This window comes from Sulfurimonas sp. (genome assembly GCF_028694895.1).
Taxonomy (GTDB): Bacteria; Campylobacterota; Campylobacteria; order Campylobacterales; family Sulfurimonadaceae; genus Sulfurimonas.
In genome coordinates, this window is the sequence record NZ_JAQVKA010000039.1 from 1 (window position 1) to 14,589 (window position 14,589).

Below are 14,589 nucleotides of genomic sequence, written 5' to 3' on the forward strand. Positions count from 1 at the left end.
TTTTCTAGTTATTAAAGTCTATTTACTTGCTTAGTTTTCAATGATCTCAAACTACACTTATAAGCCCCTACTCGAAGCTTAGATGCCTAAACTTTAGGTCTCTGTGTTTGTGGATGGGAATTATAGACAAATCAGTCTTAGTTGTCAATACATTTTGCAATGAATTTAGAAAGTTTCTTTAGGTGTTTAGTTTTTTGAACTATTTTGATTTTTATCTACCAAAAATCATATAAAAAACTAGTGTTGCCTTCTATTAACTCTTTATATATAGAATTCTTATAAATACAAAGAATATACTTTATTTTGTATTGTATATATATATATAAGGAATAATATGGGACTTTATAATCGTGACTACGCAAGAGAAAATGCATCTACTTACGGCAATCATGCTAAGAGCGACGCACAAATTGTATCTTTTGTAAAAGAGACATACAAGCTTTTTGCTGCTTCAATGATGGCTGGTGCTGTTGGTGCTTATGTTGGTGTGCCTATGGCTGGAACTATTGCAGCTAACTTTTTCCCTTTACTAATTTTAGAAATTGGACTTTTAGTAGGTCTACACTTTGTAAAACATAAACAAGGTATTAATCTTATGGTTATGTTTGGCTTTGTTTTTATGACTGGCTTGATGTTAGCTCCTTTGCTTTCGCATACACTTGGAATGAGTGGTGGTGGAACAATTGTTGGTAATGCTTTTGCTATGACCTCTTTAATATTTGGTGCAATGAGTTTTTATGCAATTAAAACAACAAAAGATTTTTCAGGATATGGTAAGCCTTTGATGATTGCTCTTGTTGTTATTGTTCTATTTTCAATAGTTAACTTATTTATGGGAAGCCCTTTAATTGCAATTATTTTATCTGGTGCAGTTGTTATACTTTTTAGCATATTAGTAACATATGACACTCAAAATATAATTAAAGGTGCTTATGAAACTCCAATAGATGGAGCAATCGCTCTTTATCTAGACTTTTTAAATATCTTTACTTCACTTTTACACCTATTTGGTATATTTGGAAGAGATGAATAATCAACTCTCACCCGAGCTTTATCGGGTGATTGATGCAAATATAAACCGCCTTAAAGAAGGCATTAGAGTTGTTGAAGATATCATGAGATACAAAAATAACAACAAAGAACTCTCTCACAAACTAAAAAATCTACGACATATGGCAGATATACAAGAGAGCCTAGAGCTTTTAAAACATCGTGATAGCGTTAATGATGTACTTCGCCAAACAATCAAAAGTGAAATGAATCGCTCTAATCTGAGTGACATAATTATTGCCAACTTTAAACGAGCTCAAGAGTCTGCTAGAGTATTAGAAGAGTTATACAAGCTTCATAGTGAAGAATACAGTGAGAATTTTAAGCATATAAGATATGAACTATACACATTAGAAAAAGAAGTTCTTTCTTAGTTTATTAATAAAAGTTAATTAATGGAAGTTTTTTTTAAATGAAGTTTGTAAAGACAACTTGCTTTTTTTAACAAGTTGTCTTTGTTGTATTAATTAAATACTAATTAAAGTCCCATATCATACTCTTGGTATGCTCTAGATACATTCACTGCATTTAAAAGATCATACAGTTCTTTGTCTTTGAACTCTTCAAGAGGTACTTTCTCAACTATTTCTGTACTATCAACTCCATCATCAATTGCAGCTTGTATTCTCTCTTTAGTTAAAGAAAAATACTGAACAGCTTCATCAGTTGCAGTTTTGTCAATAATAAATCCATGACCTGGAACTAAAGTTGTCCAATCTTTTGAGTTGATAGTCTCAAGCGCAGCAAGTTGCCCCTCAACTGAACCATCTCTGTTTGATGTAATTCTACCATTCATAACAAGGTCACCTGCTAGGATAACTTTGTTGTCTGGCATATAAAGGAAATAATCCTCTTCTGAGTGTCCATTACCAACAGAAACATACTCAAAATTTACACCATCAACTGTGAACTTTATAGGTTCTTTATCTTCATACCATTTATCAACAGGTATAATCTTTGTACCTCTAATCGCATTTTCAGATAAAGTCATAAACATTCTTGTTTTGTCACCAGCTTTATAGTTTTTATTTATCGATTCTGGTCCTACTATTTCTGCACCGTGAACTTCTTTGTAGTAGTTATTACCTAACCAGTGATCATCATGCTCATGGCTTAAAATAACTTTTGTTACTGGAAGCTTTCCAGCAATTTTACTCATAGCTTCATAAGCTTGTTTTGCATAGATATATGACGGACCTGTATCCCATAGTACATAACTTGTATCAGCTTTAATGTAGCAAGAGTTAGACATATCTCCAGCATTCTCTTTTGTTGGAATTTCAAGTGCTCCAAAGAAACACCATACATTTTCACTTACTTGTTTTGGCACTAGATTGTACTGATGCTCATCACTTACTGCTGCTACGGGAGTTGTAGTTTGGGCTGTCGTTGCACTAGCTGTAGCATCAGATTTGTTTGTATCTGAAGAACATGCACTTATAAATGGCATTAAGATAACTGCAGACATCATTAACGGATTTATCATCTTTTTTAGCATAAGAATTCCTTGTTTTAGTTTATTCTTGGAAGAATATAGCTCGTTCGTAGACAACTAACCAGCTATATTCTTTGCAATAAATTTCTCCTCTAAAAAAGAGGAGAATTTAGACTACTTTATAACTGCTTTATCAGTATCTGTAGCGCCTTTGTCATCGATTGTATCTATAACAATTTCATCACCAGCTTTAGCACCTTTAAAGTTGAACATAAAGTATGGATCTTTTGATAAGAATGGGCCTGTTGAAGCTTCCCATACAACTTTTCCACCTACTTTAGCAGTAACATGCGTAAGGTAGCTTACTGCTACTTTTTTCGTTGCAGCTTCTTCTTTACCAATCATTGGGCTAGAAAGTAAAAGTTTAACTTCTGTAACGTCTTTTTTCAATTTTGCTTTAATTTTCATAATAATCCTTTTTTATTTATTTTTTTATAGATTTTTTGTTTGTGTGGTTAAATCAACCTCCACATCCACCAATTGAAACTTCTACTTTTTGTACAACTGAGTATAATTTACCATCTTTGCCTTTAGCAACAACAGTAACGTTAGCAGTTTTTCTCATTTTAATCTTAGTTTGAAGATCTACAACCCCACCTTCACCTAATTCAAATACAGCAACAGCACTTCTTGGATTTGCATCTTGGAATAGAGCTATAGTAGTAAGTTCTAAATTAGACTTAATACCTATTGGCACAGCACCACCATTTTCTGCAAGCTTAGGAGCTTTAATTTCAATAGCACCTTCAGATATTGCAGCTGAACCAAACAAAGCCTCAATAGCTTCTTTACTTGTAGCAGCTTCCCATGCTTTTGGAGCAGTTGCTCTAAAATCAGTAGCGCTTAAGCTAGCTGGTAAAACAGACGCAGCAGCAGCTACTGCACCTAAACTTAAAAATTTTCTTCTTTTCATTTTTTGTCCTTTATATTAGTGTTAGTAGAGCCTAGCAAGTACTACTTACTAGATTCTACCATAAATTTAACAACATCTTTTACTTGATCATCACTTAAATCCATAGCACCACCTTTTGGAGGCATGCCACCAATTCCGTTGATTGCGTTATGATTTACCATCTTTATACCTTGTTCCATAACAGTTGCCCAAGCGTTTTTATCTCCAACTGCAGGCGCGCCCATAGTATCAGTTTTATGACAAACAACACATGATTTTTCATATATCTTTTCAGCTTCTGAAATTGGTCTGCTTGTGCTTTCTGGCGGAAGACTTCTTTCTGTAGAATAAGCAGGAACAACGGCAGTGATTTCATTACCAATTTTTGCAACATTCTCTTTTCCACAGTTAGTCATACAACGTGTTCCAACTGCACCAAAGTTTTTAGGCTCTTTATAGAACGCTCTAACATCTTCTATACCATTTGGTCCATCAATGTTTGGATAGAATCCATTACGATTTGGCATAACAATCTTTGTGAAATTATCTTGATTTAACTCATCAATATCTTCACCATCAATTTGAACGCCATTTTCTTTTAGAAGATAAGCAGTCATTGCATACATCTGGTCTGGTGTATAGCTTTTTGGATTAGCATATGGCATAGCATCACGGATATACCAAATTAGTGTACTAGCTTGTGGCCAGTATGAACCAATCGTTCTATTTGGAGCATCTTTACCTGGACATGTTCTTTGGTTTGTAAGTGATTTTAAAGAACCACCTGTAAGAGTTGGATAACCCTTACCACCTGCACCAAACTCACCATGACAAACAGCACAATCTTTATCGTAAAGCTCTTCACCTTGATCTGCAGTACCACTACCAACTGGTAAACCTGTACCATCTGGCATAATATCTGTATCCCAAGCTTTTATCTCATTTGCAGTTGGAACTCTACCGAAGTTCACGCCTGTTGTAGCTTGCTCATTAATAGCATATGCAGTATACATACCATTTTCTCTTTTGTATGTAACACCACCATCAATAGCATCTTTTGTTGGGCTGTACATGCCATTAGCTGCAGACTCAACTTTTGCTGATGATTTACCAGCAGAAGCATTTGTACCTAAACAACCAGTAAAAAATAGAGCACTACTTGCAACTACAGAAACTCCCAAAATAATTAATTTATTATTTAATTTAATCATAATCTACTCTCCCTTACTTTGGACAATTGTCTGTTCTAACTTGAACATTATGAACTGAACCATCTTGTCTAACTTCCCAAGTACAAATTGAGTTTCTATGATAAACACCTTCTACCCCAATAATCGCTTTTTCTTGTGAAACTGATGGCTGAACATATCCAGCATCATCGACTCCACGAGACTGAAGTAACAGAGGTTTTCCTTCATATTTGTACATGTAAGAGAATCTTGTCCATGATTTTGGAAGAACTAAGCCTTTAAGTTTTGCTTCAACATAGTTGTCTCCGCCATCAAAAGATATATCTACTGCAGTAATAGTTCCATGTCCACTCCACGCAATACCCTCAATCTCTACTAAATCACCTTTTTTAAGGTCAGTCCATGGCTTTTCAGGACACGGAGTTGTAATGATTGAGTTTACTTCTAGTGGATAGAAATGTTGAATAGCTTTACCACTTGCAGTAAGAACTGTATATTTAGATGTCTCTTCTTTACAGTACCAAGGCTCTGCGCCAAACTCTAAACGCTTTAACCACTTAACACATAAGTTTGCTTCCCAACCTGGTAACATTAAACGAACAGGATATCCTTGCTCTGGTCTAATAGCTTCACCATTTTGTGCCCAAACAATCATAGCGTCATCTAAAACTTTTTCAACTGGAATAGTTCTACTCATCTCTGAGCCATCTGAACCCTCAGCTAACATCCATTTTGCAGTTGGCTTAAGACCGATTTCATCAAGAATAGTTTTAAGACGAACACCAGTCCACTCAGCATTACTCATCATACCTTTTACAAATTGTAAAGAGTTAAATTGAGGACCTTTCCACTCAGCAGCACCATTTGCAGGACACTCCATGAAAAGAATTCTGCTCTCAGCTGGATATCTTTTTAACTGATCAAGAGTTAAAACGATTGGTCTATCAACCAAACCGTGAATCATTAGTCTAAATTTATTTGGATCTACATGAGCTACACCATTGTGTGTTCTTGTAAAATGCAAACCATTTGGAGTAATTATTCCCTCTAACTCATGAAGAGGAGTCATTGATACCGCAGCATGCATGTCTCCAGCTGAAGAAAGAAGACTTGAAGTTCTTCTTACAACATTATGCTCATACTTTGATGGTATACCATATGGATACTTATTAAGCTCATCGCCTAATGTTGTCCCCCATTCCACATGGTGAATGATGTTTTCATCGTCAGCTGACAATTTTACTGGTGCTAAAATATTAGCAGCCGCAATTGCGCTTACAGAATACGCAGCAGTTTTTTTGAAGAAATCTCTTCTGCCCGACTGCTCTATATTTGTAGTAGTTTCTAAATTTTTTTCAGAAATATTACTCATTTATATCTACCTCCCTCTCTTTAATCTTGTAGATTTTGATAGTATGCAAAGCACACATGGTACAAATTTATATATGCATATTACAAAATGCAAGACGGAGATTATATATGAAATCAAATTCAATTGTCAAGACATCATATTAAAAATGTAATAATTTTCTCACATTTTTATATTTATACACAATTAGTCATTTTTATATAGGTTTTTATCGCTCTTTAGTATGCTATTTTTTCTAACAAAAAAATATGTTACCATTTCAAACAAATAACAGAGGATACCTTTAATGCCAAGCAAAAGAGTTGGAAAAGTTCTACATCTTTTTATATCAAAATCTGGAGCTTCGCAGAGGTTAGAGGTACAAAAGATAGTCTTAGATAAACTTGGTATAACTGAAGATAAGTTTTATAATAAAAATGCGCAAAGATCCATCTTAATTGCCTCTATGGATAGTTATAACCTTATTAAAAATTATGATTTAGAGATACCTTTTGGCTATTTGGGCGAAAACATCTTACTAGACTATAATCCTTATGCTCTTGAAATAGGTTCTCTCTTAAAAATTGGAGAAGTTACTTTAGAGATTACACAACACTGTACTATATGCAATCACCTTGCTGTTGTGGATGTTAAAATACCTACACTTCTAAAAAATGATAGAGGGATATTTGCAAAAGTTGTTGAAGAGGGAAATATAAAAAGTGGTGATGAAGTCTATTTGCTTGGTGTATAGATAAAAGCTACTTCAAACTCTAGATAATTTAGCGGATACTCTCGTAATAGTTTTTTACTCTCTTTATAGTTTAGTATTTTTCTAGACCCACTCACTCCGCTTTTCTTTATGTATTTGAACATATCTCTTGTAGATTCAAACTCTAGTTTATAATTTACTACTTCAAAATTTGCATCAAAGTACTTTTTTTGAATCTCTTTAATTTCATTAGCACTTTTAAGTATAGAGCTAATTGAAGCTGTCTCATTTATGCTCTTAAAAGTTCCAGATGTAAAAATGGCTAAAGCTATGGGTGCGTTTAGCTTTTTTATCTTGCTAAAAACTCTATCTAAGTCATCTGCCCATTGTAAAGCTGATGCCGAAAATATAAAATCAAATATATATGTAAGCCTACTCTCAAAAAGTTCATCTTTATTAAAATCAGCATTAAGGAGATTTATTTTTGAAGATTTTGGATGCAACTCCAACATACCTTTAGCAAAATCTACCCCACAAAAATGTTCATACTCCCAATCAATCGCGTCCAAAAGTGCTCCGCTTCCACATCCAATATCTAAAATATTTTTGGGTTTTGCTTTTACGCATGAAAGAAGTTTTTCTATAACCATATTTTGGATTATGTTGTAACTTCCATACTCTAGAGCACGTTTTGAAAATTCAGAGCTTACGTTCATCTTCTATTTGTTATCAAAGAGATTATAAAGATAAAGAGCACACACATAACTATTGTAGCACCTGAAGGAAGTGAGAAGTAAAAGGATATAGTCATTCCAGCCATTACGCTAAAGAGCGCGATTATAAGAGAAAATATTACTGTTTTTAAAAATCCTACTCTAAATTGAAGCGCTGAAATAGTTGGGATAATCATAAGTGCACTTATAAGAAGGCTTCCAACTACTCTAATTGAGAGGGCAATAATAACGGCTACAACACTAACAAGTAAAAAGTTTAAAAGATTCACTTTTATACCACTTGTTTTTGCAACTTCTTCATCATAAGCGATGAAATAGAACTCTTTTGAGAATAGTAAAAGCGTAACTAAAGAGATAACTCCAAAAATGGATATAACGATTATATCTTCACTGCTAACTGAGAGAATTGAACCAAATAGATATGAAAACAAAGAGTTGTTAAAAGCTCCTCCAAGTGAGACAATAATGATTGCAAGTGCGAGTGAGCCAGAGAGTAAAATAGCAAGAATTGCATCACTATAAATAGAAAATGCACTTCTTAAGTACTCAATTAGCCAAGCTGAGAAAAGTGCAAAAATTACAGCCATCCAAAGTGGATTGTACTCAGCTACAAGCCCGATAGCAACACCTAAAAGAGCTGAATGAGCCAATGTCTCGCCAATTAAAGAGTAACGCTTTAAAACTATAAAAGTACCACTAATTGAGGCTAAAATAGCTATGATAATCCCTGCTATAAAAGCTCTTTGCATAAAGTCATATTCAAACATCTCAAACATATTAGTGCTCGTGCTTATGATTATGTAGTAGATGCGCATCAATTCCATAAAGAGAACTCATCTCTTCACAGCTAAGCGTCTGCTTTGGGTTGTTACAGATAATGGCTTTTTGATTTATAGTAAATAGTCTTGCTATATCATCTACTATAACGCCTATATCATGTGTTATAAAAACTATCGTAATGCCATCTTCTTTGTTTAGCTTACTCAAAAGTGTATAGAATTTTTTTTGTGAAGCAATATCTACGCCAGTATTTGGCTCATCTAAAATCAATATCTCTGGTTTTGAAGCAAGAGCGCGAGCAATCATAACCCTTTGTCTCTGGCCTCCCGAGAGCGTCCCTATCATCTTATGAGCCAAGTCTTCAATATCCATCTTTTGCATAGCATCGCGTACCAGCTCTTTGTCATCTTGACTAAGTGGTGAGAAGAGTTTTCTTTGTGAAGTTCTGCCCATACTGACAATATCTAATACAGTTGCTGGAAAGGAGTTGTCTACATGTGAAGCACGCTGAGAAACATAACCTATTTTGTGCCACTCTTTAAAATCACTCAACTTCTTTCCGTAAATTCTTATTTCACCACTTGTAGGCTTTTCAAGTCCTAAAAGCATTCTAATTAGTGTTGTTTTACCACCACCATTTGGCCCAATTATGGCTATATACTCTGCGGAGAAAATTTCAAATGAGATATTTGAGAGTATTGTCTGCTCTTTTACTATAAAGCTAAGATTTTTTACATCAAAAATTGGGACGCTAAATTTCATTTGCACTCAAGAGCAGTAGATATCTTTTGTAAATTTATTCTCATGATATCTTCATAAGTAAGGTTTTGTTTTGCTTCATCGGCTGTTATGTTACCAAGAGGTTGAAGAACATCTGCGGTTACATTTGCCTCTTTCGCAATAGCTTTTATTGTTTTCTCATTTGCAAATTTCTCAAAAAACACAACTTTTACTTTATGCCCTTTTATAAAATTTATAAGTTTTATCATGCCTTTAGCACTTGGCTCTGCCTCTGGAGATAGCCCGCTTAGCGCCTCTGTGTGGAAGTTGTATCTTTGCGCTAGATAAGAAAACGCATCATGACTTACTATAATAGTGTCTAATTTACACTCACTTAATTTAGCTTTGTACAAAGCATCTAGATTTTGGAGCATCGCTACATAAGTATCTCTGTTTTTCGTATAAGTATCTCTGTTTTGTGGAAACAAAGAAATCAGCTCTTTTGTTATCTGATTGGTAGCTAAAATCATATTTTGTGGGTCTTGCCAGTAGTGTGGATCAACTCCATGCTCTCCATGATGATGTCCATGGTCATGATCCTCATGCGAGAGTTCTCTTAGCTTTACAAAAGTGCTAATATCAAGCGCTCTGTTTTTAAACTCAAAATTTTCAATCCATGGCTCGAGTCCTGCACCGCTATACAACACAAGAGAGCTTTTAGATATTTTTGCCATCTGTTTTGGAGATGGTTCATAGCTATGCGCATCAACTCCAAAAGGCATAATCATAAAAACTTCTGCACTATCAGCTGCGATATTCTTAGCAATATCATAAAGCGAAAATGTACTAGCTGCGATGGTTGGTTTTTGATTTAACTCTTTTGCACAAAGTGGCATTAAAGAGATAAGTGTTAAAAAAAGTGTTGCAAAAAGTGGGTTTCTAAAATTCATAAATATCCATAATATTTTTTGAAATTATAGCTTATTTTACAAAAATTAATTTTTTTGGGTATAATTCGCCACTTTTAACATAGGGCAAGTCCCTACAAGGATATATATAATGACAACTAGTTTTTTACTTATTGTTCAAATTGTTTTAGTTGTAGTGCTAGTTATTGCGGTACTTTTACAAAAAAGTTCAAGCATCGGTCTTGGCGCATACAGCGGTTCAAATGAGTCTGTTTTTGGAGCAAAAGGACCTGCTAGTTTTTTAGCAAAAACAACTTTTGCTATAGGCTTTTTGTTTGTAGCAAATACAATTACTTTAGGTTACATGTACTCAGCAACTGCTACAGAGTCTGTTATTGATAATCTTACACCAAGTACAAATATTGCAGCTCCCTCAGCATCATCTACAGTTGCTGATACGATACCTGTAGTTCCGGCTCAAGAGGCTGCTGTTACAGAGCAAAATACTACAGAACAAAACAACACTTCTTCAACACAACAGTAGTTGCCAACAAGGCAGCTGCAACCCTGTAAATTCTTTTTTAAAACATTTCTTGCTACAATTACACCACTATTTTTACATGACAAAGGACAAATATGCTAAACGAATTATTCAACGAGTGTGAGACAAAAATGAGATCAAGTGTTAATCATATGCTTAGAGATTTCAAAACACTTAGAACAGGAAAGGTCACAACATCTGTTTTGGATAATGTTAAAATTGACTATTATGGAACTTTGACTGGGCTTGATCAAGTTGGCTCTATTTTAGTAGCAGATGCAACTACAATCATTATAAATCCTTGGGAAAAAAATCTCTTAAGTGCTATTGATAGCGCTATCTCAAAGGCAAATATCGGAGCTACTCCAAACAATGATGGAAACCAGATCAAACTTTTCTTCCCAGCTATGACAGTTGAGCAGAGACAAGAGTCTGTTAAGCAGATGAAGGGCATGGGAGAGCATGCCAAAGTTGCGATCAGAAATGATAGAAAAAACGCTAATGACAAAGTAAAAAAATCTGAAAAAGATAAAGAGATAACTGCGGATGAATCAAAATCTGCACAAGAGAACATACAAAAAATAACTGATAAATATATCTCTGAGGTAGACTCTATTTTAAGAACAAAAGAAGCAGAAATACTAAAGGTATAACCAGATGGATATCAAAAAAATATATATGGATTCAGATGCTCTTTTAGAGGGGCATTTTAAGTTAAGCAGCGGAAATCATTCACAGTTTTATCTACAGTCAGCAAAAGTTTTAGAAGATCCAAAAACAGCAAAACTTTTAGCAGACGCTCTGGCTGTGCAGATTAAAAAGAGCGGGCTAAAGATAGACACTGTTTGTGCTCCTGCGCTTGGCGGTTTAATAGCTGGTTTTGCACTTGCAACTGCGCTTGATGTTCGCTCTATCTTTGCTGAGAGAGTTGATGGGAAGATGTCTCTTCGCCGTGGTTTTGAGATAAAAAAAGGTGAGAGAGTTCTTATGTGTGAAGATATAATTACAACTGGTGGCTCTGCTATGGAAGCTGCAGCGGTTGTAAAGAGCCTTGGAGGCGAAATTGTTGGTGTCGCAGCACTCGCAAATCGTGGTTTTTGCAAACGCGAAAATAGCGAAATTACAACAAAGCCTAACTGCAAACTTCCACAAGATATCCCATTTTTTGCACTTGATGATTTCACATTTGAGATGTACTCTCCTGATGAGTGCCCGTTGTGTAAATTGGGTAGCCAAGCTATAAAACCCGGCTCAAGAGGAAACTAAAGAGCACTCTTAAAGGCACTGTTTTTGAAACTACTTATACTCTCTCTTCTTTTAGCACTTAGCTTTTTAAACCTAAGTGCCTCTCAAAATTCCATTGATGATGAAACACTAAAAAAAATGATTGGCAAGATGCTTATCGTTGGATTTGATGATGAAGAGATTGATGAAAATAGTAAAATAGTTACTCAAATAAATCGTTATGAACTCGGTGGAGTTATCCTCTTTGACCGCTTCTACAACGATAGAACAAAAGTAAAAAATATAAGATCTGCAAAACAACTCAAGCTCTTGACTATGAAACTTCAATCTTTTGCAAAAAAACCTCTACTTATAAGTGTTGATCAAGAGGGCGGAAGAGTTGCAAGACTAAAGCCAAAGTATGGTTTTGAAGCAACACCTTCAGCTAAAGCTGTCTCAGACAACGATGAGTATATGAGTAAACATATCTACAACGCACTGGCAAAAACTCTAAGAGAAAACGGCATAAATTGCGACTTTGCACCTGTTGTTGATTTGGCATTAAACCCTGATAACAAGGTGATTTATGGTTTAAATCGCTCTTATGGAGCAAATAGTGATGAAGTTGTAAAGTATGCAAAAATATTTATGGATTCACTCAAAAACGAGGGCATTGTTAGTGTTTTAAAACATTTTCCAGGACATGGTTCATCACTTGGTGACTCACATGAGGGTTATGTTGATATTAGTAAAACTTGGAGTGAAGCAGAGCTTGAGCCATATATAGAGCTGATAAAATCCACTGAAGTTCCAATGATTATGAGCGCACATGTATTTAACTCAAAACTTGATGATAAATATCCAGCAACTCTCTCATACAATGTAAATACAAAACTTTTAAGAGGAAAGCTCGGGTTTAAGGGTATTTTAGTGAGTGATGATTTACAGATGAAGGCTATCTCAGCTAACTACAACATAGAGCGTATTGTTACTCTCTCAATTAATTCTGGCGTTGACATGCTACTCTTTGCAAATCAGTTAGCGACTCAAGATATTGACGCGCTTGTTGATGTTATACTCAAAGAGGTAAAAGGCGGTAATATCTCAATAGCTAGAATAGAAGAATCAAACGCGAGAATTGAGCAACTTTACAAATCATACAAGTTTAAATAATGCAAAGCGCTTTCTCGGCTCTTGACTGGCTTGTTTTTGGCTCATACTTTTTACTTCTAGCTCTTAGCTCTTTCGTTTTAGGCAAAACAAAAATAAGCTCTTCAAGAGAGTTTTTTCTCTCTCCAACTGCAGTTCCAATGTACGCTGTCGCTCTCTCTGTTCTTGCCACTTCACAATCAGCTGCCACATTTCTTGGCGTACCTGAGCTCTCTTATGGTGGAGATTTTACTTTTATAGGTTTTTACTTCTCAGCTCTTTTAGCTGTTATTTTTGTCGCTTATGTTCTTATCCCAAAATATTATGAGATGCGCGCACTTACGGTTTATGAGCTACTGGAGTCACGCTATGGCAAAAGTGCAAAACAGCAAGCTGGTGTTATGTTTCTCATCGGGCGAGTACTTGCTAGTGGCGCAAGGCTCTACATAGGTGCTTTAGCTATCTCTATGATTTTATTTAACGATATTATATTTCTACATGTAGCAATCTCGATTATTATTTTAATGGTTGGAGCACTTAGCTATACCTATTTTGGCGGTGTACGCTCAGTTATTTTAAGTGATGTGATTCAAGCAGTAGTTTACATAAGCGCTGGAGTTGCGGTTGCAACTTACCTCTATCTCTCACTAGAAAATATTGAGATATTTAAAACACTAAGCGAAGCGGGTAAGCTAAAATTTATCGATACTTCACTTGATGGAAATTTCAACGTTTTAGGACTTCTTAGCGGATGGCTTCTTTTAAATATCGCAGCTTTTGGACTTGATCAAGATATGACGCAAAGAGTTCTTGCGTGTAAAAACAAAGATGAGGCTGCAAAAGCTCTTATCATTTCCATACTACTTACCATTCCTGTTGTGCTTCTATTTTTAAGTATCGGCGCACTTCTTTATCTTTTTTACATGCAAAGCAGTGTATCGCAGAGTTTTGATGGCGAGAAGATTACGATTTTTATGTACTACATACTAAATGAGATGCCAGATGGGCTTAGAGGTTTGGTTACGGTGGGAGCGATTGCAGCGGCACTCTCTAGTGCGAACTCAGTTCTTGGTGCTATGGCATCTGTCGGTGTTGAAGATCTTTATCGACCTTGGAAGTTAGCGCGTGGCGAGGTAGATGAGGAGCATTTTGTAAAAGCTTCAAGAGTAGCGGTGCTTATTTTTGCTCTTCTTTTATCTTTGATGGCGATGCTTAGTTACTTCTGGCAACGATATAGCGACCTCTCATTGATTGGCTTTGCACTTGGAGTTATGTCCTTTGCTTACACTGGTCTTTTGGGTGTCTATTTCTCTGCAATATTTACATCTCGCGGAAATAGAACAACTGTTCTTATAGCTTTAATTGGTGGCTTTTTGAGTGTTTTAGTACTTCAGCCATATATGTTTGGTATAACAATTGGTTTTGCCTCTCAAATGGTTATAGGAACCATTGTCTCATTTTTAATTATGCAACTTGGGAGTAAATCATGAGTGAATTTTATATAGGCGTTATGTCTGGAACTAGCCTTGATGGGATTGATATTGCATATTGCGAGATAGAAGATGATTCCTTTAAACTTCTCGCCTCCGCTGCTTACCATTTTGATACAGAGCTAAAGAGTGATATCTTAGATGCAATAAATACTCAAACAACACTTAAAAATATTGGTGAGATAGACAGTCGCTTAGGTAAGATGTATGCAGATGCACTAGAGATGTTTATAAAAGAAAAAAACATTGAGGCCAGTAAAGTAAGAGCTATTGGTTTGCATGGACAAACCCTTTGGCATGAGCCTGAGAGTCAAAATCCATTCTCAATGCAGTTAGGAAATGCCAACATCATAACT

At 35.4% G+C, this 14,589-nt stretch carries 18 protein-coding genes; 9 read left to right on the plus strand and 9 right to left on the minus strand.

From position 1 onward, the window contains the following. Nucleotides 1-334 precede the first annotated feature (334 nt). Both PHI38_RS06090 and PHI38_RS06095 read left to right on the plus strand, forming a co-directional pair. Entirely contained in the window at nucleotides 335-1,033 is a 699-nt protein-coding gene (locus PHI38_RS06090; RefSeq protein ID WP_299853879.1) for a Bax inhibitor-1/YccA family protein, read from the plus strand. Next, the gene (locus PHI38_RS06095; RefSeq protein ID WP_299853881.1) at nucleotides 1,026-1,424 is read left to right on the plus strand and encodes a thiamine-phosphate pyrophosphorylase; all 399 of its coding nucleotides are present in this window, start codon (nucleotides 1,026-1,028) and stop codon (nucleotides 1,422-1,424) included. The genes PHI38_RS06090 and PHI38_RS06095 overlap by 8 nt, the downstream gene beginning before the upstream one ends. 104 nt (nucleotides 1,425-1,528) lie before the next feature. On the opposite strand, the gene PHI38_RS06100 is transcribed toward PHI38_RS06095, so the two are convergent. The 5 genes from PHI38_RS06100 to soxC all read right to left on the minus strand — a co-directional run bounded on the left by PHI38_RS06100 (nucleotide 1,529) and on the right by soxC (nucleotide 5,999). Continuing rightward, nucleotides 1,529-2,548, minus strand: coding sequence for an MBL fold metallo-hydrolase (locus PHI38_RS06100; RefSeq protein ID WP_299853883.1), 1,020 nt, complete (start codon nucleotides 2,546-2,548; stop codon nucleotides 1,529-1,531). Between the two features lie 111 nt (nucleotides 2,549-2,659). After that, complete coding sequence (gene soxZ / locus PHI38_RS06105; RefSeq protein ID WP_299853885.1) at nucleotides 2,660-2,953, minus strand: thiosulfate oxidation carrier complex protein SoxZ; 294 nt, start codon at nucleotides 2,951-2,953, stop codon at nucleotides 2,660-2,662. A gap of 52 nt (nucleotides 2,954-3,005) precedes the next feature. After that, complete coding sequence (gene soxY, locus PHI38_RS06110) at nucleotides 3,006-3,458, minus strand: thiosulfate oxidation carrier protein SoxY (protein ID WP_299853887.1); 453 nt, start codon at nucleotides 3,456-3,458, stop codon at nucleotides 3,006-3,008. Between the two features lie 41 nt (nucleotides 3,459-3,499). After that, the gene (locus tag PHI38_RS06115) at nucleotides 3,500-4,648 is read right to left on the minus strand and encodes a c-type cytochrome (RefSeq protein WP_299853889.1); all 1,149 of its coding nucleotides are present in this window, start codon (nucleotides 4,646-4,648) and stop codon (nucleotides 3,500-3,502) included. A 13-nt stretch (nucleotides 4,649-4,661) separates the two neighbouring features. Beyond that, entirely contained in the window at nucleotides 4,662-5,999 is a 1,338-nt protein-coding gene (gene soxC, locus PHI38_RS06120; protein WP_299853891.1) for a sulfite dehydrogenase, read from the minus strand. Nucleotides 6,000-6,282: 283 nt separating this feature from the next. On the opposite strand from soxC, the gene PHI38_RS06125 reads away from it, so the two are divergent. After that, nucleotides 6,283-6,729: an MOSC domain-containing protein gene (locus tag PHI38_RS06125; protein WP_299853893.1), complete on the plus strand. Its 447-nt coding sequence runs from the start codon at nucleotides 6,283-6,285 to the stop codon at nucleotides 6,727-6,729. Here PHI38_RS06125 and PHI38_RS06130 read toward each other — a convergent pair. Genes PHI38_RS06130 through PHI38_RS06145 form a run of 4 tightly spaced genes read right to left on the minus strand, consistent with a single transcriptional unit; the run spans nucleotide 6,711 to nucleotide 9,871 of the window. Beyond that, the gene (locus PHI38_RS06130) at nucleotides 6,711-7,403 is read right to left on the minus strand and encodes a methyltransferase (RefSeq protein ID WP_299853895.1); all 693 of its coding nucleotides are present in this window, start codon (nucleotides 7,401-7,403) and stop codon (nucleotides 6,711-6,713) included. The genes PHI38_RS06125 and PHI38_RS06130 overlap by 19 nt on opposite strands. Continuing rightward, nucleotides 7,400-8,197, minus strand: coding sequence for a metal ABC transporter permease (locus tag PHI38_RS06135; RefSeq protein WP_299853897.1), 798 nt, complete (start codon nucleotides 8,195-8,197; stop codon nucleotides 7,400-7,402). The genes PHI38_RS06130 and PHI38_RS06135 overlap by 4 nt, the downstream gene beginning before the upstream one ends. A 1-nt stretch (nucleotide 8,198) precedes the next feature. After that, the gene (locus tag PHI38_RS06140) at nucleotides 8,199-8,963 is read right to left on the minus strand and encodes a metal ABC transporter ATP-binding protein (RefSeq protein WP_299853899.1); all 765 of its coding nucleotides are present in this window, start codon (nucleotides 8,961-8,963) and stop codon (nucleotides 8,199-8,201) included. Continuing rightward, nucleotides 8,960-9,871, minus strand: coding sequence for a metal ABC transporter substrate-binding protein (locus PHI38_RS06145; RefSeq protein WP_299853901.1), 912 nt, complete (start codon nucleotides 9,869-9,871; stop codon nucleotides 8,960-8,962). The genes PHI38_RS06140 and PHI38_RS06145 overlap by 4 nt, the downstream gene beginning before the upstream one ends. A gap of 109 nt (nucleotides 9,872-9,980) precedes the next feature. Here PHI38_RS06145 and secG point away from each other — a divergent pair, with 109 nt between their 5' ends. The 6 genes from secG to PHI38_RS06175 form a co-directional block, all read left to right on the plus strand. Continuing rightward, a complete protein-coding gene (gene secG, locus PHI38_RS06150) occupies nucleotides 9,981-10,373 on the plus strand; it encodes a preprotein translocase subunit SecG (protein ID WP_299853903.1) in 393 nt (130 codons plus the stop codon). Nucleotides 10,374-10,465: 92 nt separating this feature from the next. Beyond that, nucleotides 10,466-11,023, plus strand: coding sequence for a ribosome recycling factor (gene frr / locus PHI38_RS06155; protein ID WP_299853905.1), 558 nt, complete (start codon nucleotides 10,466-10,468; stop codon nucleotides 11,021-11,023). 4 nt (nucleotides 11,024-11,027) lie between these two features. Then, nucleotides 11,028-11,636 (plus strand): orotate phosphoribosyltransferase, encoded by a 609-nt coding sequence (gene pyrE / locus PHI38_RS06160; RefSeq protein ID WP_299853907.1) that lies wholly within the window; start codon nucleotides 11,028-11,030, stop codon nucleotides 11,634-11,636. Nucleotides 11,637-11,660: 24 nt separating this feature from the next. Next, nucleotides 11,661-12,767, plus strand: coding sequence for a glycoside hydrolase family 3 N-terminal domain-containing protein (locus PHI38_RS06165; RefSeq protein ID WP_299853909.1), 1,107 nt, complete (start codon nucleotides 11,661-11,663; stop codon nucleotides 12,765-12,767). Further along, nucleotides 12,767-14,233, plus strand: coding sequence for a sodium:solute symporter (locus PHI38_RS06170; protein WP_299853912.1), 1,467 nt, complete (start codon nucleotides 12,767-12,769; stop codon nucleotides 14,231-14,233). Before PHI38_RS06165 ends, PHI38_RS06170 begins: the two co-directional genes overlap by 1 nt. Next, the coding region (locus PHI38_RS06175) for an anhydro-N-acetylmuramic acid kinase (protein WP_299853914.1) at nucleotides 14,230-14,589 on the plus strand (360 nt) is incomplete at its 3' end. The genes PHI38_RS06170 and PHI38_RS06175, both read left to right, overlap by 4 nt.